23 protein-coding genes are annotated in these 21460 nt (G+C 67.0%); 14 read left to right on the top strand and 9 right to left on the bottom strand.

Features of this window, described 5'->3' with window-relative positions; genetic code table 11:
- Positions 1-14: 14 nt before the first annotated feature.
- The 3 genes from N415_RS23300 to N415_RS23290 form a co-directional block, all read right to left on the bottom strand.
- On the bottom strand, positions 15-797 hold the full coding sequence (locus N415_RS23300) for a CbbQ/NirQ/NorQ/GpvN family protein (RefSeq protein ID WP_068187138.1): 783 nt from the start codon (positions 795-797) through the stop codon (positions 15-17).
- On the bottom strand, positions 794-2323 hold the full coding sequence (locus N415_RS23295; protein WP_068187137.1) for a MorD protein: 1530 nt from the start codon (positions 2321-2323) through the stop codon (positions 794-796). Before N415_RS23295 ends, N415_RS23300 begins: the two co-directional genes overlap by 4 nt.
- A gap of 142 nt (positions 2324-2465) precedes the next feature.
- Positions 2466-3170, bottom strand: a complete 705-nt coding sequence (locus N415_RS23290) for a hypothetical protein (protein WP_068187200.1) — start codon at positions 3168-3170, stop codon at positions 2466-2468.
- A 280-nt stretch (positions 3171-3450) separates the two neighbouring features.
- Here N415_RS23290 and N415_RS23285 point away from each other — a divergent pair, with 280 nt between their 5' ends.
- A complete protein-coding gene (locus tag N415_RS23285) occupies positions 3451-4554 on the top strand; it encodes a dihydrodipicolinate reductase (RefSeq protein ID WP_068187136.1) in 1104 nt (367 codons plus the stop codon).
- A gap of 16 nt (positions 4555-4570) precedes the next feature.
- Here N415_RS23285 and N415_RS23280 read toward each other — a convergent pair whose 3' ends face one another.
- Positions 4571-5170, bottom strand: coding sequence for a TetR/AcrR family transcriptional regulator (locus tag N415_RS23280; RefSeq protein ID WP_068187135.1), 600 nt, complete (start codon positions 5168-5170; stop codon positions 4571-4573).
- A gap of 210 nt (positions 5171-5380) precedes the next feature.
- Between N415_RS23280 and N415_RS23275 the strand changes: the two genes are divergently transcribed.
- From N415_RS23275 to N415_RS23265, 3 genes are read left to right on the top strand one after another with little or no spacing between them, the layout of a single operon-like run.
- The gene (locus N415_RS23275; RefSeq protein WP_068187134.1) at positions 5381-6169 is read left to right on the top strand and encodes an SDR family oxidoreductase; all 789 of its coding nucleotides are present in this window, start codon (positions 5381-5383) and stop codon (positions 6167-6169) included.
- A gap of 28 nt (positions 6170-6197) precedes the next feature.
- Positions 6198-7271, top strand: a complete 1074-nt coding sequence (locus tag N415_RS23270; RefSeq protein ID WP_068187133.1) for a dihydrodipicolinate reductase — start codon at positions 6198-6200, stop codon at positions 7269-7271.
- Positions 7265-8086 carry a mycofactocin-coupled SDR family oxidoreductase gene (locus tag N415_RS23265; RefSeq protein WP_255342545.1) on the top strand — a complete coding sequence of 274 codons (822 nt, stop codon included), beginning with the start codon at positions 7265-7267 and terminating at the stop codon, positions 8084-8086. The genes N415_RS23270 and N415_RS23265 overlap by 7 nt, the downstream gene beginning before the upstream one ends.
- Before the next feature lie 6 nt (positions 8087-8092).
- Here N415_RS23265 and N415_RS23260 read toward each other — a convergent pair whose 3' ends face one another.
- Positions 8093-8722, bottom strand: a complete 630-nt coding sequence (locus N415_RS23260; protein WP_068187131.1) for a TetR/AcrR family transcriptional regulator — start codon at positions 8720-8722, stop codon at positions 8093-8095.
- Between the two features lie 93 nt (positions 8723-8815).
- On the opposite strand from N415_RS23260, the gene N415_RS32905 reads away from it, so the two are divergent.
- Positions 8816-10030: a cytochrome P450 gene (locus N415_RS32905; protein ID WP_068187130.1), complete on the top strand. Its 1215-nt coding sequence runs from the start codon at positions 8816-8818 to the stop codon at positions 10028-10030.
- A complete protein-coding gene (locus N415_RS23250; protein ID WP_239645672.1) occupies positions 10027-11004 on the top strand; it encodes an SDR family NAD(P)-dependent oxidoreductase in 978 nt (325 codons plus the stop codon). The genes N415_RS32905 and N415_RS23250 overlap by 4 nt, the downstream gene beginning before the upstream one ends.
- 3 nt (positions 11005-11007) lie before the next feature.
- Here the strand turns inward: N415_RS23250 and N415_RS23245 are convergent, their stop codons facing one another.
- Positions 11008-11862: a hypothetical protein gene (locus N415_RS23245; protein ID WP_068187127.1), complete on the bottom strand. Its 855-nt coding sequence runs from the start codon at positions 11860-11862 to the stop codon at positions 11008-11010.
- 40 nt (positions 11863-11902) lie between these two features.
- Positions 11903-12580, bottom strand: coding sequence for a hypothetical protein (locus N415_RS23240; RefSeq protein WP_068187126.1), 678 nt, complete (start codon positions 12578-12580; stop codon positions 11903-11905).
- 80 nt (positions 12581-12660) lie between these two features.
- On the opposite strand from N415_RS23240, the gene N415_RS23235 reads away from it, so the two are divergent.
- From N415_RS23235 to N415_RS23215, 5 genes are all read left to right on the top strand, one after another.
- On the top strand, positions 12661-14166 hold the full coding sequence (locus tag N415_RS23235) for a carboxylesterase/lipase family protein (RefSeq protein ID WP_068187125.1): 1506 nt from the start codon (positions 12661-12663) through the stop codon (positions 14164-14166).
- A gap of 19 nt (positions 14167-14185) precedes the next feature.
- Positions 14186-16183 (top strand): phosphotransferase, encoded by a 1998-nt coding sequence (locus N415_RS23230; protein ID WP_068187124.1) that lies wholly within the window; start codon positions 14186-14188, stop codon positions 16181-16183.
- Complete coding sequence (locus N415_RS23225) at positions 16180-16671, top strand: gluconokinase (protein WP_068187199.1); 492 nt, start codon at positions 16180-16182, stop codon at positions 16669-16671. Before N415_RS23230 ends, N415_RS23225 begins: the two co-directional genes overlap by 4 nt.
- A gap of 88 nt (positions 16672-16759) precedes the next feature.
- Entirely contained in the window at positions 16760-17149 is a 390-nt protein-coding gene (locus N415_RS23220) for a hypothetical protein (protein ID WP_068187196.1), read from the top strand.
- A gap of 12 nt (positions 17150-17161) precedes the next feature.
- A complete protein-coding gene (locus N415_RS23215) occupies positions 17162-17740 on the top strand; it encodes an AAA family ATPase (RefSeq protein WP_068187123.1) in 579 nt (192 codons plus the stop codon).
- A 6-nt stretch (positions 17741-17746) separates the two neighbouring features.
- Here the strand turns inward: N415_RS23215 and N415_RS23210 are convergent, their stop codons facing one another.
- Entirely contained in the window at positions 17747-18727 is a 981-nt protein-coding gene (locus N415_RS23210; protein WP_068187122.1) for a DoxX family protein, read from the bottom strand.
- 107 nt (positions 18728-18834) lie between these two features.
- On the opposite strand from N415_RS23210, the gene pncA reads away from it, so the two are divergent.
- From pncA to N415_RS32005, 3 genes are all read left to right on the top strand, one after another.
- Positions 18835-19395, top strand: a complete 561-nt coding sequence (gene pncA, locus N415_RS23205; protein ID WP_081665457.1) for a pyrazinamidase PncA — start codon at positions 18835-18837, stop codon at positions 19393-19395.
- Positions 19395-20219, top strand: coding sequence for a ketosteroid isomerase family protein (locus N415_RS23200; protein ID WP_068187120.1), 825 nt, complete (start codon positions 19395-19397; stop codon positions 20217-20219). The genes pncA and N415_RS23200 overlap by 1 nt, the downstream gene beginning before the upstream one ends.
- A gap of 111 nt (positions 20220-20330) precedes the next feature.
- A complete protein-coding gene (locus tag N415_RS32005) occupies positions 20331-20963 on the top strand; it encodes a hypothetical protein (RefSeq protein WP_068187117.1) in 633 nt (210 codons plus the stop codon).
- 6 nt (positions 20964-20969) lie between these two features.
- Here N415_RS32005 and N415_RS23190 read toward each other — a convergent pair whose 3' ends face one another.
- A complete protein-coding gene (locus N415_RS23190) occupies positions 20970-21320 on the bottom strand; it encodes a DoxX family protein (protein WP_068187194.1) in 351 nt (116 codons plus the stop codon).
- Between the last annotated feature and the right edge of the window lie 140 nt (positions 21321-21460).

The following is a 21460-nucleotide window of genomic DNA, read 5'->3' as shown; positions in this document are numbered from 1 at the left end:
CCGATAGCTCCTTTCTAGGGCGAGGTGGCCAGGCTGGCTGCCGCGACTTCACGTAGACCGTCGGTGATGGCGCCGTCCGTGCTCAGTGGCGCGAGTATGCAAGCGTCGGCCGCGTCGAATTCGGTTGCGCCGGCTGCGATCAGCTGGGCAGCGGTGACCAGCACCCTGGTGGACGGCGGTTCGAAGTGAAAGGCTTCGTCGGCGGTGCGGATCGCGACCGCGCATGCGACCAGCCGCTGCGCGGTGGCCAGGGGAATCCCGGCTTCGCCGACGATCACCTCGGCCTCGCGGTCGGGCGGTAAGTACGTCATCGCAAGCGTGACGAAACGCTGGCGGAACGAGGGTTTGAGTTCCTTCAGCGAGCTGCGATATGCCGGGTTGTATGAACAGACAAGCATGAAGGTGTCGGGCGCCCGCACGACTTCGCCGGCACGGTCGAGGTATAGCGATCGCCGGTGATCGGTGAGCGAATGCAGGATGGCCAGCGAGTCGTGGCGAGCCTCGACGACTTCGTCGAGGTAGCAGATCGCGCCGGCTTTGACGGCTCGGGTCAACGGCCCATCGGTCCAGACCACATCGCCGCCGGTCACCATGAAGCGCCCGACGAGATCGGAGCTGGTGAGATCGTCGTGGCAACTGATGGTGACCACCGGCCGCTCCAACAGCAGGCCCATGTGCTCGACGAACCGCGTTTTGCCACACCCGGTAGGCCCGGTGAGCATCACCGGGATCCGTTGGCGGAAGGCCTGTTCGAACAGCTGGACTTCGTTGCCGTTTGCAAGGTAGGTATCCGTCATGCGGCGACCAGCTCTCGATGGACATGGGCCAGCACCCGCGGCAGCTCCTCGACACGCCGGATTCGTTGAGAACGACGGGGACCGAACACCTCCGGGAGGGGATCGACTCGGGTCGGTCCAACGCCTACGTAGTACATCGAAACCCCCGCGTCGCTGGCCTCCTCGACCGCGTGTGCGGCGTCAGCCCAGGCATAACGGCCCTCGTAACCCTCATCGGAGATCAGCCCGTCGCCGATGACGATGAGCAGGCGCCGCTCGGACGGCTGCTCCAGAAGGCGGTTCGTCAAATGGCGAAGCGGCGCGCCGAGTCGCGTGTAGCCACCGGTCTGAAGTCCGAGGCCGCTCGGCGGCACAAATCGGGGGTCATCGAAGTCCTTGAGGCAGCGAACTTCGACGCGGTGTCGGGTGTTTCCGGTGAACATGAAGATTCCGTGGCGCTCGCGAGCACGGTTCATCGCGCGCGAAAGTGCATCGGCACAAGCCAATTCCAATCGGAAGATCCGGCCGCCGTGCACTCCCAGCGAGGAACTGCCGTCGAGAAGCAGCGCAGTGGTGACGTCTCGGCCGCTGGGTAGCAGTTCGCGGAAGATGCGGGGTTCGCTCGCCGCGCCGGTTGCCGTGTCGACGTAATAGCTGACGTATTGTTCGACGTCCAGGTCGGAGCCATCTTCGAGGCGATTCTGCATCGCGCGATGGGTGTGTTCTTCGAACCATTTTCGAAGGTCTGCGGAGATGGAGCCGGGTTGGCGATTGCGGCTGGCATGTGCCCGCTCGAGAACCGCCACGTGGTCTCGCATAAAACTCTTCGTCCACGCATTCCACTCCGGATAGGGAATGCCGGGTCGATGGTCGGGGGTGATGTCGAAGTCGTTGTCCTGCGGTCGGCTCGGCGGCGGCAGGTTGGGATTGCGGACACCCCCGTCGCCGCCGACGGGAACCGAGTACGGCCGCGGCAGACGCTTCTGCGTTGTCGTCCATGGCATCCTGCCAAAGCTTCGCCGCAACTTGTCGGCCAAACCCTGCGGCATCGTGTAGGCCAGCGGCAGGTTACCCAGCAGCGGGTGCACCGTCAGCGCCTGACCTGTCGCTGCCAACGCAACCGCTCGGTTGAGCATCTCGGGGGCGTCCATGTCACCGGCTTCGGTAGGGAGCTCGGGTAGCACTCGTCTGATCTCGGGCAGCAGCCCTGGCCACCGCGACGCGATCCAGCCGACGGCGACGCCGGCTTCGACAAGCGTGAGCGCCCGCAATTCGCGGTCGGAGAGCTCGTTCAGTCGATATCCGGTGACGCGCTCCTTTGAGGGCGAACATTGCAGGGCCACACCGCATGTGAGTGTTCTGCGTGTCCAGTCGGACAGGGCGGGGTAGGGGACGTGAACGAAGGTGAGCTTCCCGTTAAGCCCGAAGGCGCGCCGGTCACCGGTGACGAGCCGGACACCTTCGCGGCGTTGCTCACTCAGCGCGACCGCCGTGACGGCGCAACTTCGTTCGAGCGCCAGCGCGTGGGCATCGGCGAGTTCAACCATATGTGCCCCGAACCGCTTAGAACGTACCGATGTTGGAGAAGAGCCAATACCAGAACCAAATGATCAGGCCAGTGCCGCCCCAGGCGGCGACGTAGCGAAGGATCTCCCAGAGATAACCCACAATCTGTCCTCCGTATCGCTTTCAGTCGGTAAAGATTTCGCGGTTGACGGTGTGGAGATACGGGATGGCGAGGAACGGCGTGATGTAGAAGATGTCGTAGAGCCACCAGCCGACGACCGGCAGCACGACACCGGCGAAGCGGACGTCGGCGAACATCGTCATGTTGAACACGTAGCCGATCCAGATCACGACCCCCATCCAGCAGGTGACGACCATCCATTGATGGCCCCACCGCTTCATCTGCAGGAAGCCGATGGCCGCGGCGATCCGCATCGTGAAGACGGTCAGGATGAGCCCGACCTCCCAGCCCTTTTCGCCGGGGCCCGCCGCGCCGCCGATCCACAGCTCGTTGTAGTGCCAGAAGTAGCCGGCGTCGAACATGTTGCCCCAACCGTTCAGCAGAACGCGGGCCAGCAGGGTGTGGTTCGCCACCAGGTCAAGCGCCCATCCCACGGTGTTGATGGCGGCGTCGATGATCACGAGATAACCGAGCAAGGTGACGAGCATCGGCCGGACGGAGAGCCCAGCGGTTTGCGCCCGGCGCAATGACCGCACACCCCAGAGGAACAGCGGCAGCCCGAAGACGCCCAAGGCCGCGGTTCCGATCAGCAGGCTGCCGGAGATCAGCCACTTGTCGGCCTGACGCTGCGCGAGCTGCGATTGCTCCGTGTGCTCGTCGAACGTCAGCCCCGGTAGGGCCGGGCCGCGCTGTTGCAGCTTCGGCAGGTTCACAGACCCTCCCCGTCGTCGACGCCGAGTGAGCAGATGGGTGCACTATAACAGGCTGACTTTAGTCAGCAAAAGAGCGTGACGGTTTGAGCGAGGTCGGCGTGCATGGCACCGCAGCAACACAACAACTACATTCATATCCGGCAGATCCGCTGGGCAGCTCAAGCGGAATGCCGCGCCCAATTACTGACATCAGTCAGGCCAATGCCGTTGACATGGTGTCGGCGAAACACCTACGCTCAGCGAGCGCTCAGCCGTTGAGGCCAAAGGGGTTGCAATGACGCACAAATCGCTGACCGAGAAGAAATATCGCGTAATCCAGTGGGGCATGGGCAATGTCGGGACGGTCGCGTTGCGTCATTTTGCCCACAATCCCGCGTACGAGGTGGTCGGGGTGCTCTGCAATCGCCAGGAGAAGGTGGGCAAGGACGCCGGCGAACTCGTTGGCGTCGCGCCGATCGGGGTGCTCGCCACCACCGACAAGGCCGCGATCGAAGCGCTTGATGCAGATTGTGTTTTCTACGCGCCGCTTTGGTCGGATCCCGACGAGGTCTGCAGGCTGCTGCGCGCGGGCAAGAACGTCGTCGCCTCGGGCGGCGCGTGGTGGTATCGAACCGAGCACAGCCAGGCCGACATCGACAAGATCGACGCGGCGTGCCACGAGGGCGGTACCTCATTCCACGCGGGTGGTGTCAACCCGGGTTTTGCCGGGGACCTGCTCGTGCTGACGCTGGCTCGCATCGTGAGCCGCATCGAATCCATCCACATCTACGAGGTGGTGAATTTCGGCAAGGACACCTTGAAGTATCTGCACGAGATGGGGATGGGCAACACTCCCGAAGAGTTCATGGCCGGCCCGAATCTGCTGGGCAACGCCTGGCCGCTGTTCGCGCAATCGATGGCCATGGTGGTCGACGGCCTCGGGAAGACGGTCGACAAGTACACAACGGACGTCGAGCTGGGCACGGCAATTCGCGACATTCCGTACGAAGGCGGGCCGACCAGTGACATGCCCGGCTTTAAGGGCTCGATCAAGAAGGGCACCGTCGCCTCCCAGCATCACAAGTGGACGACGTGGGTCGATGGCAAGCCGCTCATCACCTTTCATGAGATGTACACCATGGACGAATACGATGCCATTGAGCCGCAACCTGATTGGGGTGGACACTATCACTACCGCATCGTCATCGATGGCGACGAGCCCACCGAGTTGATCCTCCAAGCGCCGGCCGATCCGCAGGGCAATTACCCCAAGCCGGGTTACACCTGGACGGCGATGGGCCCGGCGAATACAGTACCGGCCGTGTGCGAGGCCGCACCTGGATTCCTCACCCATAAGGAACTCGGGCTGGTGCCGTTGCGCGGTCTGGTGCGCTCGTAGCCGCCTGGGGAGTGGATCAAGGCCGCAAGCTGCGCAACGACCTCGCTACGTAGTCTTCCAGCAGATCGTGGCCAGTCGGCCAGTGGTTCGTGGTGATCAAGAGCGAGTAGAGACCCAGCAGGAAGAACACCGCACTGTTCATGGGGTTGACTTCAGGATCCGTCTCGCCGCGTTGCTGAGCAAGCGCAATCTCCTGGGCGACCAAGACGACCAGCGGGTGGTCCCTGCCGTCTTCGGTAGGCGGACGGGTTTGGGAGAAGTGCAGCGCGAGAAAGTCATTGAAGAGCAGATAACCCAGCCGGCGTTCCAGTCCGACTACGACGCGGACCGCCTCGTTAAGCGCGCCCGCAAGATCGTGCTCGTTCTTCAAGAATTGCGCGAACTGCTTGGCGATGCGGTCCTCTTCGCGGCGTTCCAGCTCCAGCAGCACGTGCTCTTTGGTGGGAAAGTGAAAGAAGAAGGTGCCGTGGGCGACTCCCGCGGCGGCCACGATGGCGCTGACGTCGGCCTCTGCCATTCCCGCGCGGGCGAACTCCGCGATCGCGGCGCCCATCAACCGCTCTCGCGTCTGCAGGCGTTTCGCTTCTCGCGCAGACACCCGGTCCGTCACAGCCATTTCTTTCCTCACGGTTGACCCGACTCATACCAGAGCAGCGAGGCTAACAAATCATTATGCCGTGTTTCCGTCAAAAAGGCTTGCACAACTTGATTACTGTGGATGCAGCGGCACCGTGACGGGTACCGATGCCGCAAAGTCGTTGACTTTAGTCAGCTAGGTTCATAGATTGAACGACGCACACCTCACGCGCGGCCAAAGGAGCCCGGCATGGCTTTGGAGCAGTTCCGGCTGGACGGACAGGTCGCGATCGTCACGGGCGCCGGGAAGGGTGTCGGGGCGGGCATTGCCCGCGTCTTGGCGGAGGCCGGAGCCACGATTGTCGGGACCGCACGTACCGAGGCGGATATCGTTGGCACGATTGAGGGTATCGAGGCCGCGGGTGGCAAGGGGCTGGCACTCGTCGCGGACGCGATGAGCCGTCCCGACGGTGAGCGCGTGGTGAACACGGCGATGGAGCGCTTCGGGCGCATCGACATTCTGGTCAACAACGTCGGCGGCTCGACCTACGCGCGGTTTCTGGACATCACCGACGAAGACTTCCGGCACACGTTCGACTGGTGCGTCACCTCCGCGTTCATCATGAGCCAGCTGGTAGCCCCGCACATGCTCAGTGCCGGAAACGGTTCCATCGTGAACATCTCGTCCGGTTCGGCGCGCTTCGGCATTCGCGCGCTGACCGCCTACTGCGTGGCCAAGGGCGGCCTCGAAGCGCTCACCCGCGCCATGGCACAGGAACTCGCCCCGAAAATTCGCGTCAACGCCATCGCCCTGGGTTCGTTCGCCACCGACGGCCTGAAGGGCAGCCTGGACCTGATGCCCGGTTCGCTGGAGAAGATGCAAGAGGCCACACCGTTGCACCGGCTCGGCGATGTGGAAGACCTCGGACGGCTTACGGTGTACCTGTGCACTCGCGATTGCTACGCGACCAACGCGACCTTCCACGTCGACGGCGGAATCGACTCGAACAATTCGCCACTGCCGATTCCCGACTACTGATCCCGGACTGGCGAAGGAGAAGTGCGCCGTGCGCAGAGTGATTCAATTCTCGACCGGCAACGTAGGACGGCATTCGCTGCGCGCGATCATCGGTCGGCCCGATCTGGAACTGGTTGGCGTGCACGCCGCCAGCGCTGAAAAGGTCGGCAAGGACGCGGCGCAGCTGTGCGGACTGAACGAGCCCACCGGCATTATCGCCACCGACGACATCGACGCCCTGATAGCCCTTGGCGCCGATTGCGTCGTCTACACGTCTCAAGGCGAGACGAGGCCGATGGAGGCGATCGATCAGATGGCCAAGTTCCTGGCGGCGGGCACCAACGTCGTTGGCACGTCCATGGTCTGGCTGGTCACCCCGCGTCACGCCGACGACTGGCTTCGGGTGCCGCTGGAGCAGGCCTGCGCTGCGGGCAACACCTCTCTCTACGTCAACGGAATCGACCCCGGGTTCTCCGGCGACACCTTGGTGCACTCGGCGGTCAGCCTGACCACCCGCGTCTCGTCGATCACCGTGCAGGAGATCTTCGACTACTGCAACTACGACGACGCCGAGTTCACCGGTGTGGCAATGGGTTTCGGAACAACCGAGGACGATGACACGGCAATGATGTTCCTGCCGGGCGTAATTGTGTCGATGTGGGGCGGCCAGGTGCGGAGTCTGGCAGACAACCTCGACATCAAACTCGACGAGGTCCGTCAGCGCATCGAACGCTGGTTCACACCCGAGCGCATCGAATGCACAATGATGACGGTCGAACCTGGACAGATGGCCGCGGTTCGGTTTGCGACGGAGGGTGTCCTCGACGGCGAACCGGTCATCACCCTCGAGCATGTCACCAGGCTGACCACCGCCGCCGCACCCGACTGGGAGTTCCCTCCCGAGGGCCATACCGGTGTACACCGCGTTGTCGTCGAGGGCGAACCGCGGGTCGAGATCAACACGCATGTTTCGCATCCGACGCTCGATTCCACCGACGCCGGCTGCGTCTCGACGGCCGGACGGGCGGTCAACGCCATCGATTGGGTATGCCGCGCCCCCCAGGGACTGATCGCCGTGGAGGACATTCCTCTGTCCGCCACCATGCGCGGCCTGCTCTGGTGACGGCGTCACCTCCGGGACGCGTTGCCGGCAAACGCGTACTCATAACCGGCGCCGCCCGCGGTTTGGGGCGCAGCCATGCGTTACGGCTCGCGGAGGAAGGAGCTGATCTCATCCTGGTCGACATCTGCCGATCGCTGCCGCAGATCGACTATCCCTTGGCCACCGAGGATGACCTCACCGAGACCGCAAAACTGGTGACGGAGCTTGGCCGTCGCTGTGTGAGCCACGTCGTCGACGTCCGCGAGGACGTTGAGTTGCGCGCTGCCGTCGATGACGGCGTCAGCAAGCTGGGCGGTCTCGACGCGGCGGTGGCCAATGCCGGCGTGTTGACATCGGCGCCCTGGGATAGAACGACGCTCGATCAGTGGCGAACGGTGGTCGACATCGATCTCATCGGAGTATGGAACACCTGTGCGGTCGCGATACCGCACCTGCTCGAGCAGGGCGGAGGCAGTCTCGTCAACATCAGCTCGGCGGGGGCCGTGAAAGGCTTTCCGCTGCAGCTGCCTTACACGGCCGCCAAGTATGGTGTCGTCGGTCTGACGTTGGGATTGGCCAACGAACTGGCTGCCCAGAATGTCCGGGTAAATGCCGTGCTTCCCACCGGTTGCCATACCGGCATGATCCCCACATCGTTCGGCGTCGCCCTGGGTGAGGAACGGCCGGACCTGATCCCGATCTTCGTCAATGCGATGCCGACGCCCGCCGTCGAGCCAGCCGACGTCAGCCACGCGGTGCTGTTCCTCATTTCCGATGAGTCCAGATGGGTGACCGGACTGCAGTTCAAGGTCGACGCCGGCGTGACCATCAATTGAATCCGCTTACAGCGGCCAGCTGTTCGGCCCGACGTCATAGCGCAGCGCAGCGGCGGGAGGCAACTGCTTACGTTCGTCGACCGATATCGCGTCGATGACGAGGGCGACATAGCGTCGCCAGCCGTCGCTGTCCGCATCCATCGTTGACAGCACGCTGAAGAGCATCGCGACCAGGCGCGGCAGGTCGTCGGCGACCAGGTCGGCGCGGACGCTGCCGACGCGCTGGCCTTCCCGGGCGAGCTCGCCGAGCGCCTGGTTCAGCGAGACCGAGATGTCGGACGTGAGCGATCCGGCCCGTCGCGCGGCGGTCAGCAGGTTGTGTTCGCGGGCCCCCAGCGATATCGCCGCTTCGATCAGTTCGGTGAGACCGAGTAGCGGGTCGTCGGCACGCCGGGCGCTGTCGATCACCGGCGTGAGATCCTCCGCGATGCTTTGATCCAGGGCCGCCCGGACCAGATCGGCCTTGGCCGGAAACCTGCGGTAGAGGGTCCGCTCACCGACCCCAGCGCGACGGGCGATGGCGTCGACGGGCGCATCCGGTCCCAGCTCGCCGTAGACGGCCCGCGCGGCGCGCAGTATGCGCTCCGCGTTGCGCGCCGCGTCCGCCCGTAACGGCCGGTCCTCAATAGCGGTCACCCTGACAGCTTAACTGACGGTTGACTGCCAGTTAGGTGTAGCTCTAGGCTCACAAATTGACAGCTACCTGCCACTTACCAGGAAACGCCGGTGATGCCAACAACTTCCGAATCCCGCCCTGACGTTGACCTTCCGGTGCTACCTGCGCCGCGGGCCGCGAGCTGCCCGCTCGCCCCTCCTCCCGAATTCGCGGGGTGGCGCGAAGAGCCGGGCCTACCCCGGGCGATGTTCCAGGGCAACGCGGTCTGGGTGGTGAGCCGTTATCGGGACATCAGAGCGGCGCTGGTCGATCCCCGCCTGTCCGCGAAGACCATTCCGGACGCCATCATGCCGAAGGACGCCGACAACAAGGTCCCGGTGATGTTCGCGCGGACCGACGATCCCGCGCATCAGCGATTGCGGCGCATGATGACCAGCAACTTCACCTTCAGGCGTTGCGAATCGATGCGGCCGCAAATTCAGGAGACGGTTGACTACTATCTCGGCCGAATGGTCGAGGGGGGAGCGCCGGCCGACCTGGTCCGTGAATTTGCCTTGCCGGTGCCATCGTTGGTGATCGCGTTGCTGCTGGGGGTGCCCCCCGAAGACCTCGAGATTTTCCAACGCCACACCACGACTGGGCTCGACCAGAGGTCCACCGACGAGCAAAAAGGCCAGGCCTTCGGGGCGATGTACGCCTACATCGAGGAGTTGGTGCAGCGCAAGGAGCGCGAACCCGGCGACGACTTGATCAGCCGCCTGGTAACCGAATACGTGGCGACGGGCCAGCTCGACCATGCCACCACGGCCATGAACAGTGTGATCATGATGCAGGCCGGCCACGAAACCACGGCCAACATGATCTCGCTGGGAACGGTTGCGCTGCTGCAACATCCCGACGTATTCGAGCGGCTCGGCCACACCGACGACGCCGCCGTCGTGGCCAACATCGTCGAAGAGCTGATGCGCTACCTCACCATCGTGCACAGCCAGGTCGATCGTGTCGCGACCGAAGATCTGATCATCGGCGGTCAGCTGATCCGGGCGGGGGAGTTCGTCCTGATGAACCTGCCCGCCGGGAACTGGGATCCCGAGTTCGTCGACAATCCCGAATCGTTCGACCCCGACCGAAACCCGCGCGGGCACTTGGGCTTCGGGTACGGCGCGCATCAATGCATCGGGGCGAACCTGGCCCGCGTCGAGATGCAGGTCGCGTTCGCCACGCTGGCGCGCCGCCTACCCGGGCTCCAACTGGCGGTACCGCCGGAGGAACTGAGGTTCAAAGACGCCAATATCTACGGCATGAAAGAACTTCCGGTCAGTTGGTGACTAACGAGCTGCGGTTCGACGAGCGGGTCGCCGTGATCACGGGCGCCGGCGGCGGCCTGGGGAGGCAGTACGCGCTGCTGCTGGCGTCACGCGGCGCGCGCGTCGTCGTCAACGACACCGGTGGGTCGGTGACCGGTGATGGCTCCAACCGCGAGGCCGCACAAGCCGTCGTCGACGAGATCCGCGGGCTGGGTGGCGAGGCCGTCGCCGACACCCACAGCGTGACGACTCCCGAAGGCGGACAGGCAATCGTCGACACCGCGTTGCGCGCCTGGGGGCGGGTAGACATCGTGATCAACAATGCCGGGATCGTCGGCGACGCGCCATTCGAGGACATGACCGCCGACCGGCTCGAACCGCTCATCGACGTGCACCTGAGGGGCGCGTTCCACGTGACGCGACCCGCGTGGACGGTAATGCGCGAACGGCGCTACGGCCGGATACTCAACACCTGCTCGGCGGCCGGAATCCTTGGCGCCGAACGCATGAGCAACTACGGCGCGGCGAAGACCGGACTGATCGGATTCACCCGAGTGCTCGCGGCCGAAGGGGCGGCCCACGACATCAAGGTCAACGTCATCGCGCCGATCGCCTACACCCGGATGCTGGCGCGCGAAGTCGAGCACGCGACCGGACAGCAGCCCGCCGAGCACGACGCGGCGGCCCAGGCCGTGTTGGATGGCCTTGTCGGCCAATACCTTCAGAAACTGGACCCCGCGCTGGTGGCGCCGGTGGTGGCCTTCCTGGTGCACCGCGAGTGCCCGGTCTCCGGCGAGATCTACACGGTCGGCGCCGGGCACGTCGCCCGCTTCTTCATCGGCAGGACACGGGGTTTCTACCGTCCCGGGCTGTCCGTCGAGGACGTGCGCGATCACCTCGCCGAGATTCGCGACGAGGCCGGCTACACCGTCCCGAGCGGGCCCGCGGATGAGATGACGGAGCTGTTCGCGGCCGTCAGCGACCGACCGGGCTAAGAGTCACGCGGGCTTCCGGAACTGGCGCCAGATCACAAAACCGATGGCCACCACCACGCCCGCGATCAGACCGAACAGCACGGTCTGCAGGGCATCGATTGCGAACCAATTAGGGTCGTACGAGTCGGCGCCCCGGACACACTCGAAGTCCACATCGGTTCCCGACTGGCCGGGCTTGTAGCTGTAATTGGTGGTGTTGTACGTCAGCTGGTAGCCGCTGTCACACACGATGGGGCTCATCCACAGCGCGGTCGACGGCATCGTCGCGGTCAGCGCCGCGGCGCCGCCGACGCAGAGACCGATGGTCCCGGCGATCGCCCCGAAACGGTTGGCCCAAACGTGCCCGCCTCGTTCGCGCGGGCTGCCGAATGTGGCTTGGCGTCGCGAGCCGACCTGTTGCGCAAAGCCCGGCGGCGGTCCCATGAAGGCCGGCGGGGTGTATTCCGGCGCGGCGCCCTGCCCCGAATACACCACCGAGTGCCCCACCTTGAACGTCGCTTTGCCGTGCTTGAAGATGTTGTCGATCTGCTCCTCGGACAGGCCCGCCTGGGCCGCGGCTTGCATGAACGCCGCTCGATGCTGAGCCATCTCGGGCCCGGAAGGCCCGCCGGTGCCGGCCGGACCACCGGAGCGCAAACCCTCCCACAACGACTCCGCGTACTGGCGGGCGCGATCGTCGTCGCCCTGGCTCACACCCGTTTGTACGGAGAAGAACGAGGGTGGCTGCCCCTCGGCGCGGTTCTGGCCGGCGGCCGCCTTGGCCTCGGCCAGTTGACGTTCCAGCTCAGCGATGCGCTTTTGCTCCGCGAGCTGACGCTCCAGGTCGGCGATGCGCTTTTCGGGATCGTCGGGGTCCATCGGCAAATGGTCCCACGCTGCAACCGCGGGTGCAGCAAATTCAGCAGCCGAACGCGGCGCCGACTCCGTCCGGCGGTGGTACCGGCTTCAGGCACCCGAACGGCTGTATGCCGGCGGCGGCGAACCGCACCGCCGACTGATGGGCGTAGTTCACGCAGACGAGGCCCGAATCGTCTGCGCGGCAGCGGTAGTCGCCGAACGACAACGAATCCCCGTTCGCCAGTTCGGGGCCGTTGCCGTTCAGGAACGGGCCCGGATCGGCGCGGGCCGACCCGACCTGGAGGTTCGTCCCGTCGAAGTCCACCCAGCCGCCCTTCCAGTCGCCGTAGGCCGTGTCCGGGTGGGGCGGGGGATTGGTCAGGGCCACCAGACACGCCAGCGCGGCGCCGGTGTGCTTGGAATCGGTCATGCACGACACCTTGCCCCCTTGAACGGTCAGGGCGATGTCGTTGCCGAGCGGTGTGGTGGTGCCCTCCCGGGCGGCGCTGTGATAGCGGCCGGGATCCGCCGGGTGACCTGCCTCGATCCAGGCGATGACGGCGGAGATCGCGGCGCCGGCGGCCGGTGCGCCGGACGGCGCCGGCGGTTTGCTGCCCGACGCTCCGGCCGACGTGGTCGCGGGGGTCTGCGCGCTGGTGGGCGGCTGCCCGGAGTTGCCGCCGAGATGCGAGCATCCGGCGACCAGCAATGGCACGGCGACCAGCGCGGCGATCCGCATCCCGTCAGGCTAGCCGCCACACCCGGCGATTCGATCGCTAGCCGCGCACTACCGGCGCGGTGTCGGCTACCGTCACTGGTATGCATGAGCGCATCGTTCGCGCCCGCACCACCGCCGGCATCGTCGAAGGCTTCACCCGCGACGGCGTAAACCGCTGGCGGTCCATCCCTTACGCCCGCCCGCCGGTGGGAGCCCTACGATTCCGGGCGCCGCAGCCCGCGCCGCCGTGGTCGGGCGTGCGGCACTGCCACGGCTTCGGCAACTGCGCACCCCAGCAGCGCCGCTACACCTTGCTCGGTGTCGGCCGCTACCAGCCGATGAGCGAGGACTGCCTCACCCTCAACGTCGTCACGCCCGAGGTGGCCACGGACGAGCCGCTGCCCGTCATGGTCTTCGTTCACGGTGGCGGCTACATCATGGGCAGCTCGGCCACCCCGCTCTACGACGGCGCCGCGCTGGCCCGCCGCGGTTGCGTCTACGTGTCGGTCAACTACCGTCTGGGCGCGCTGGGATGCCTGGACCTGTCGTCGCTGTCGACGCGCGACACCAAGATCGACAGCAACCTGTACCTGCGCGACCTGGTGTTGGCGCTGCAGTGGATCCGGGACAACATCGCCGAATTCGGCGGAGACCCCGGCAATGTCACGATCTTCGGCGAGAGCGCGGGCGCCTGCATCACCTCCACGTTGTTGGCCGTGCCCGCCGCCGAAGGCCTTTTCGCGCAGGCGATCTCGGAAAGCCCGGCGTCGGGTTTGGTGCGGTCGCGGGAGATCGCCGAAGAGTTCGCCAAGCGCTTCGCCGGGCTGCTCGGCGTGCGTCCCCAGGACGGCGCGCACGCGGTGATGCAGGCGTCCGCGGCGCAACTGGTGGAAACGCAGCACCGGCTGATCGACCAGGGCATGGAAAGCCGGTTGGGCGCGTTCCCGATCGGCCCGGTCGTCGGCGACGACGTCCTGCCCGTCGACCCCGTCGAGGCGATGCGGTCCGGCCGGGCGCACAAGGTGCCGCTCATCGTGGGCACCAACGCCGAAGAGGGCCGCCTGTTCACCCGCTTCCTCAAGATGCTGCCGACGAACCAGTCGATGATCGAGGAGCTGCTGGCCGACACGGAACCGGCTGCCCGCGAACGCATTACCGCCGCCTACCCCGACTACCCGTCGCCGTCGGCGTGCATCCAGCTCGGCGGCGACTTCGCGTTCAGCTCGGCGGCCTGGCAGATTGCCGAGGCCCACGGCAACCACGCGCCCACCTACCTCTACCGCTACGACTACGCCCCGCGGACGCTGCGCTGGTCGGGTCTGGGCGCCACGCACGCCACCGAGCTGCTGGCCGTCTTCGACGTCTATCGCACCCGGTTCGGTGCGCTGCTGACCGCCGCCGCCGACCGGCGCGCGGCGCTGAAGGTCAGCAACCATGTGCAGCGGCGGTGGCGGTCCTTCAGCCGCACGGGTTCGCCGGGTGACGACTGGCCCGCATATACACCCGCCGAGCGCGCCGTGATGGTGTTCGACCGCAAGAGCCGGATCGAGTTCGATCCGCACCCGCACCGCCGGATCGCCTGGGACGGCTTCTCACTTGCGAACTGACCTGGCACGCTAGACCCTCATGCACGCCGACACCGAGCAAGTCATCGAGCGACCCGAGAACCTCACCGCCTCCTGGCTGGCCGCCGCGATCGGCTCCGGACCCGTTGCCGACTTCGCCGTGGAACGCATCGGCACCGGACAGATGAGCGAGTGTTACCGCGTGCGGCTCAGCTATGCGGATCCCGACGACGCGGGGCCGGAGTCGGTGGTGCTGAAGGTCGCGGCCTCCGATCCGGTGAGCCGCCAGACGGGGTCGGCGCTGGGCCTCTACGAGCGTGAAGTCCGCTTCTACGGCGACGTCGCGCCCCGCCTGGGCGGGCCGATAGCGCCGTGCTATCACGCGGCCGTCGACACCGCCACGGGCGTGTTCGACCTGCTGCTCGGGGACGCCGGGCCCGCCGTCGTGGGTGACGAAATCGCCGGTGCCACAACGGAACAGGCCCGCATCGGTGTCGTCGAACTGGGGCGGCTGCACGCCCCGCTGCTCGGCGACCCGGCGCTGGCCGACGCGCCGTGGCTGAACCGTGAAACGCCGCTCAACCAGGCGATGATCGCGTCGCTGTACGCCGGCTTCGTTGACCGGTACGGCGACCAGATCGCGCCCGAGCACCGCGTCGTGTGCGAGCGCCTGGTCGCCGCGTTCGACGGCTACATCGCGGCCGAGGCGGAGCCCGACCGGATCCGCGGCCTGGTGCATGGCGACTACCGGCTGGACAACATGTTGTTCGGCACCGAAGGGGCCGACCGCGCGCTGACCGTCGTCGATTGGCAGACGGTTTCCTGGGGACCGGCATTCACGGACCTGGCGTACTTCCTCGGCTGTGCGCTGCGGGCGCAGGATCGTCGCGACCACTACGACGAATTCCTGCGCGCCTACCACGACGCGCTGGGCCCGCAGCCGCCCGTCAGCCTGGCCGAGGTCGCCGAAGGGGTCCGGCGCCAAAGCTTTTTCGGCGTGATGATGGCCATCATCTCGTCGATGCTCGTGGAGCGCACCGATCGCGGCGACCGGATGTTCATGACGATGTTGCAACGCAACTGCGCACACGTGCTCGACACCGACGCGCTGGCGACCCTGCCTGCCGCGACCAAGCCGGAGCCGCTGCGGCCGTCGGAGGACGACGAGCTCGCGCACGACCCGACCGACGAGCCGTTGTGGAGCGAAAGCTGGTACGCCGACTTCGCTGACGCGGCACAGGGATTGGGCGGCTGGTTTCGCCTCGGTCTGATCGCCAACCAGCAGCACGCCCTGGTGCACGTCCTGTTGTGCGGCCCGGACATGCCGACCGTCGCCGTCGACGCCGAGATCCCGCTGCCCGCGGACCCGTGGGTGTTGCGCACCGACGCCTTCGAGCTGGACCACTCCGCCAGCGTCCCGCTGCAGGCCTATCGGGTCGACGTGCGCGCGCGGGCCCAGGCCTACCCCGACCCGTCGGCCTTGTTGCGCGGCGAGCCGGGCACTGAAGTCGAAATGACGATGAATTTGGAGTGGGCCACCGACGGCGCACCGTACAAATACCGGCTGACGACCCGCTACGAAATCCCTTGTCGCGTCTCGGGAACCATCACGATCGGCGACACCAGTTACCGCGTCGACTCGGTTCCCGGGCAGCGCGACCACTCGTGGGGCGTGCGCGACTGGTGGAGCATGGACTGGATCTGGAACGCGCTGCACCTCGACGACGGCACCCACCTGCACGGCGTGAACATCCGCATCCCGGCCGCGCCCACGTTCAGCATCGGCTACGTGCAGGACGCCGCACACAACGTCACCGAACTGGACACCGTCGCATCGCGGGAATCCTTCGGGGACAATGGATTACCGCTGAATGCGACCGTGGACCTGCGCCCCGGTGACATCACCGCGGACATCGAGGTGCGCGGGCACGCCCCGGTGCGCATGCTCGCCAAGGATGGGCGCGTGAGCCAGTTCCCGCGCGCCTGGGTCGGTGTCAAGACCGCGGACGGACGCAGCGGTGTCGGTTGGGTGGAATGGAACCGCAACCTCGCCGAATAGCGGCCGGGCCGCCCGTCGTGGTGATGGGTGTCTCGGGATCGGGCAAGTCGACGGTCGGGGCGGCGCTGGCCCGACGGTTGGCGGTGCCCTTCATCGACGCCGACACCCTGCACCCGCCGGCGAACATCGCGAAGATGACCGCCGGTGAACCGCTTGACGACGACGATCGCCGGCCCTGGCTCGAACGCGTCGGGGAGTGGTTGGCCGACCACCGCGACGGCGCCGTGGCGAGCTGCTCGGCGCTCAAACGCAACTACCGCGACCAGCTCCGCGCCCACTGCCCCGAGGTCGAGTTCCTGCATCTGGCCGGTTCACCCGAACTGATCGGCGGCCGGCTGGCCGCGAGGTCGGGCCATTTCATGCCAGCCGCCCTGCTGCAATCCCAGTTCGAGGCGCTCGAACCGCTTGGCGCCGACGAGCCGGGCAAAACCATCGACGCAAGCCAACAAGTCGAGGCGATCGTCGACGACTTCGTCGCGGGTGGCTGACCCAGGTCCGCGACCGCGGCGTCCGCGCCAACTCGTGTAGCATTGTGCTACAGTCCGTAACGGAATGCTGCAGGAGCGGAGGACGGTCATGGCGGAGGCTCTCGATCGCGTCACGCGCGTGGCCGCGGACCTGATGGACAGCGCGGCGTCCGAAGGCGCCCGCCAGAGTCGTTCGGCCAAGCAGCAACTCGACCATTGGGCGCGGGTAGGGCGGGCGGTATCAAGTCAGCACACCAGCTCTCGGCGGCGGGTGGAGGCGGCGTTGGCCGGTCACTTGGCGACCGGCGACCTCACCGTCGAGGAGGGGGTCGTGTTCAACGCCGAGATCTCCGCCGCCATCGAAGAAAGCCTGGCGCGCACCAATTACGGGGCGGCGCTGGCCGGGCAGGGGATCACCACGGTGGCCCTCAACGACGCCGGTGAGATCGTCGAGCACCGGCCCGACGGCACCGAGGTGGTGCTTTCGGGCAGGCGTTGACCGCGCGGGACGATGAACCGCCTGGACCTGGTGGTCGGGCCGAACGGCGCCGGCAAGTCGACGTTCATCGGGTTCACCCTCTCGCCGCTGCTGCCCCGAAGCCTCGTCGTCAACGCCGATGAGATCGCCCGCCAGCGCTGGCCCGAGGACCCCGCCTCGCACGCGTATGACGCCGCGGAAATCGCCGCCGGCACGCGCGCCAAGCTGATCGTGCTGGGCAGGTCTTTTATCGCGGAGACCGTCTTTTCGCATCCCTCGAAGCTGGACCTGATCCGCAGCGCGCACGGCGAGGGCTTCACCGTCGTCCTGCACGCGCTGCTCGTCCCGGAAGACCTTGCGGTCGAACGGGTTAGGCACCGGGTGGCGGCGGGCGGCCACCAGGTGCCCGAGGACAAGGTCCGTCAGCGGCACCGCCGGTTGGGGGCACTCGTCGCGGGCGCCATCGCCTTATCGGACATCGCGACCGTCTACGACAACACTCGCCTGCGCGGGCCGCGCATCGTCGCCCAATTCAGCGGCGGCGAGGTGGTCGGCTCGCCCGCCTGGCCGCAGTGGGCGCCAGAGGAGCTGTCGGCGCGCTGGCCGAACTGAACACGGTTACCAAAGGCGCCGGCGCCGACGGGTCGGGAGCCCGTCGCCCACCCGGTCGCGGGCGGTGTCGGCGAGTTCGCTGCCGCGCGCGGCCGCCGTGTTGGCCAACTCGATGCCGCGCAACCGCGCGATCTCGGCGAGCTCCACGCCGCGCTCCCGCGCCTCTTCGGCGAGTTCCTCGCCGCGTTTGCGGGCCTTCTTCGCCAGCGGTGCGCTCTTTTCTGCGGCCGTGCTGGCGAGTTCTTCGCCGCGTTTGCGGGCCTTCTTCGCCAGCGGGGCGCCCTTCTCCGCGGCGGTGTTGGCCAGTTCCCGGCCGCGCTCCAAGGCGGCCTCGGCGTATGGGGCGCTTCGTTCGGCGGCGGTGCTGGCCAGTTCGCGACCGCGTTCGAGGGCGGCCTCGGCGTACGGGGCGCCCCGTTCGGCGGCGGTGCTGGCCAGTTCGCGCCCGCGCTCGGCGCCGACCTGGAGGCCGTGCACGATCTTTTCGCCGAGTTCGCCGTCGTCCGACCCGGGCAGCGCCGACGACACCCGCTCGGAGAGCCGTTCCGCGGCCCGACGGCCGCGCCAGCCCAGGGACGGCTTGCCGGCCGTGTCGGCGGACGCGATGATCAGCCCGCCCACCAGGCTGAGGTCGGTCAGAAAGTCCTTGCGTTTCTGGGCTTTCAGCTGCGGGTCGCTCTCGCTCCAGAACATGTGCGCGCCGAGGTTGGCGGGCAGCACCGTGAAGGCAAGCGCCGCTGAGGCGACGCGGGGGGCCTTGCCGATGGCGAGCAGCAAGCCGCCGCCGATCTGGACGGCCGCATTGATCTGGGCGAACGTCTGGGGGTCGCTGGGAATGCTGCTCCCCACCGGATCCGGCAGGGCGCGAAGACCGTCGACCGCCGGCGCCGCGGCTTCGGCCGCCGGCTTGGGATTGAGCAGCGAGTCGATTCCCTGGCCGATGAACACCGCCGACAACAGGGGCCTCGCGATTCTGCGGATCAACATGGCAGCTGGGTTACCCGGCCGACCGGGCGGCAAACCGCCGGGAGCCGCGCCCAGTCAAAGGCCCTGCTCGCGGCCGTCGCGTTCGGCCCGGCGATAGGGTGGAGCGCGTGCGGGCGTTGATCGTCGTCGACGTGCAAAACGACTTCTGCGAGGGCGGCTCGCTGGCGGTGGACGGCGGTGCGGCGTTGGCTTCCGCCATCACCGGGTACCTCGCCGGCGAGCCCGGTTACGACCACGTCGTCGCGACCGCGGACTTCCACATCGATCCCGGCGACCATTTCTCCGACCGCCCGGACTACCGGTCGTCGTGGCCCCCGCATTGCGTCGCGGACAGCCGCGGCGCGGACTTTCACGCCGGCCTCGACACCCGCCGCGTCGAGGCGGTGTTCCGCAAGGGCGACTACGCCGCGGCGTACAGCGGCTTCGAGGGCGTCGACGACGAGGGGACCCCGCTGCTCGAGTGGCTGCGCCGGCGCGGGGTCGACGAGGTCGACGTGGTCGGCATCGCCACCGATCACTGCGTGCGGCGGACCGCCGAGGACGCGGCGAGGGCCGGCCTGACCACCCGGGTGCTGGTGGATCTGACCGCGGCCGTGGCGCCCGACTCGGCAGCGCAAGCGTTGGGGGAGATGCGAACCCTCGGCATCGAGCTGGTGGGCGGCCCGTAATGGTGGTGCCACTGGATCGCCAGCACCTGCTCGCCGCGGTGGAGCGCTCGCCGCAGGCCGCCGCGGCGCACGACCGCGCCGAATGGGTGGGGCTGTTCACCGGCGACGGCCGCATCGAAGACCCGGTGGGATCGCGCCCGCACGTGGGGCATTCGCAGATCGGCCGCTTCTACGACACCTTCATCGGCCCGCGCGACATCAAGTTCCACCGCGACCTCGACGTCGTGGTGGGCACCGCGGTGCTGCGCGACCTCGAGCTCGAGGTGTCGATGGGCTCGCGGGTGACCTCGAACGTGACCTCGAACGTGACGATGTACATACCCGCCTTCCTGCGTTACGACCTTCGAGAAGACAACGGCCAGTGGAAGATTGCGCAATTGCGGGCTTACTGGGAATTGCCGGCGATGATGCTGCAGTTCCTGCGGGCCGGGTCGCGGGCGGCGTCGCCCGCTGTGGCGCTGTCGCGTGATTTGTTGGCGAATCAGGGATTCGGGGGGACGGCGGGCTTCCTGGCCGGATTCCGCCGCCCCGGTGCGCGGCGGAAGCGACTGGCGGAGGAATTCCTCGGCGCGGTCGCCCGGAAGGAGGAATCCGCGGCTCTGCGTGCGCTGTCGCCAAGGGCCGCAATAACTTTGGGCGACAATGACCGGCTCGATCTCGCCGAGCTCTCCGAACAGCTCGACGGGGCCGCCTGGGCCAAGGTGATCGGCGCCGGGACCACTGTCGCGGTCTCGGTCAGCTCGGCCCACGGGCGCGGCGTCGTGCTCGTGGACGTGGCCTGGCCGGGAAACGCGATCGACCGGATCCGGTACTTTCCCGCCTGAGGACTCCGACCTTCCCCGGACCGTCGAAGTTAGCCAGTGCCGGATGCTTCTATGTCTTGCCAGGCAAGTGATACTGCCGTAGAAATAGCTGTCACTGAATGGAGGCGGGCAATGGGTGTGGTGCGGATCGTCGGCGTGGGAGTTGCATTCACCGCCGTCCTGACGGTGGGGACGGCCTGCACGGTCACCACCACGACATCTTCCTCGTCGAGCTCCAAGCCGACGTCGTCCACCACGACGTCGTCGAGTTCGGCGACATCGACCGCCACGTCGAGCACGCCGTCCGGCGTTGCACCGCTGGGCGACTACACCTACCTGCTGTTGCAGGCGAGCGATATCGGACCCGACACCGCGACTACCGCACCCCCCGTGCAGAACCCCGGCGGTATCGCCGGAGCCGGCGTGACGTACGCCAACCCGGATCGGACGCGCAGCATCGACGACCTCGTCGTGGTGTTCACCGATCCGGCGACCGCCGCGCAACAGGCGAAGGAGCGCGCGTCGTCCTACGGCAAATACGTGACCGGTGCCCCGCAGCCGTTCGAGGTCGGGACCAACGGCCTGATCGCGGTGGGGACGTCGCCCGACAACTCCAAATCGGTGACGTATGTGACGTTCGCCGAGGGGAGGGTGGGCGTCGACCTGGAGTTCGACAGCGCGCCGAACGATCCCGCCCCGCGCGACGTCGTGCTCGACATGGCCCGCAGGCAAGACCAGCTCATCAAGGACCGGTTGCCCGCCTAGCAGGGTTCAGCGCGCCATCATCAACGCCAGCGTGGCCGCCGACAGGCACAGGTAGGCGCCGGGAAACGCGATGTTGTAGAAGACGCGCGCCCGCAGGTGAGTAACCACCGCGCCGACGAAGAACAGCACCAGGCCGATGGCGGCCGCAATCCCCAACGCGCGCAGGCCCACCAGCCCGACCACCAGCCCGGCGGCCCCGGCCAGCTTGATCACCGCCAGTGGCCGCAGCCACGAGCGCGGCACCCCCACCTCGGCCGAGTTCGCCAGGACGAATCCGGCGGGAATCAGGTCGGCCACCGCGACTGCGGCGGTGACGACGGCGGTTGTCAGCGTGATCACGATGTACGTGGTATGGATGTTCGTCATCTGCTCCAACCCCTTGTCCTACATGGTTTTTCCGCGGCGGCGAGCCGGATGGCCGCACCGCGCGTCACGGCGCACAATCGGTAGGGTCATAGTGCTGGTCTCCTTTGCGACAGAGAGTTCGATGGATGCGT

The sequence above is a fragment of the Mycobacterium sp. UM_CSW genome (assembly GCF_000455205.1).
Lineage (GTDB): Bacteria > Actinomycetota > Actinomycetes > Mycobacteriales > Mycobacteriaceae > Mycobacterium.
This window is presented reverse-complemented; position numbering and strand designations above follow the sequence as displayed.

Bases quoted from the DNA above. Each gene is read 5' to 3' on its own strand.
- N415_RS23300 (WP_068187138.1), bottom strand. From the start codon at position 797: ATGACGGATACCTACCTTGCAAACGGCAACGAAGTCCAGCTGTTCGAA.
- N415_RS23295 (WP_068187137.1), bottom strand. From the start codon at position 2,323: ATGGTTGAACTCGCCGATGCCCACGCGCTGGCGCTCGAACGAAGTTGC.
- N415_RS23285 (WP_068187136.1), top strand. From the start codon at position 3,451: ATGACGCACAAATCGCTGACCGAGAAGAAATATCGCGTAATCCAGTGG.
- N415_RS23280 (WP_068187135.1), bottom strand. From the start codon at position 5,170: ATGGCTGTGACGGACCGGGTGTCTGCGCGAGAAGCGAAACGCCTGCAG.
- N415_RS23275 (WP_068187134.1), top strand. From the start codon at position 5,381: ATGGCTTTGGAGCAGTTCCGGCTGGACGGACAGGTCGCGATCGTCACG.
- N415_RS32905 (WP_068187130.1), top strand. From the start codon at position 8,816: ATGCCAACAACTTCCGAATCCCGCCCTGACGTTGACCTTCCGGTGCTA.
- N415_RS23245 (WP_068187127.1), bottom strand. From the start codon at position 11,862: ATGGACCCCGACGATCCCGAAAAGCGCATCGCCGACCTGGAGCGTCAG.
- N415_RS23240 (WP_068187126.1), bottom strand. From the start codon at position 12,580: ATGCGGATCGCCGCGCTGGTCGCCGTGCCATTGCTGGTCGCCGGATGC.
- N415_RS23235 (WP_068187125.1), top strand. From the start codon at position 12,661: ATGCATGAGCGCATCGTTCGCGCCCGCACCACCGCCGGCATCGTCGAA.
- N415_RS23230 (WP_068187124.1), top strand. From the start codon at position 14,186: ATGCACGCCGACACCGAGCAAGTCATCGAGCGACCCGAGAACCTCACC.
- N415_RS23220 (WP_068187196.1), top strand. From the start codon at position 16,760: ATGGCGGAGGCTCTCGATCGCGTCACGCGCGTGGCCGCGGACCTGATG.
- N415_RS23215 (WP_068187123.1), top strand. From the start codon at position 17,162: ATGAACCGCCTGGACCTGGTGGTCGGGCCGAACGGCGCCGGCAAGTCG.
- N415_RS23210 (WP_068187122.1), bottom strand. From the start codon at position 18,727: ATGTTGATCCGCAGAATCGCGAGGCCCCTGTTGTCGGCGGTGTTCATC.
- N415_RS23200 (WP_068187120.1), top strand. From the start codon at position 19,395: ATGGTGGTGCCACTGGATCGCCAGCACCTGCTCGCCGCGGTGGAGCGC.
- N415_RS32005 (WP_068187117.1), top strand. From the start codon at position 20,331: ATGGGTGTGGTGCGGATCGTCGGCGTGGGAGTTGCATTCACCGCCGTC.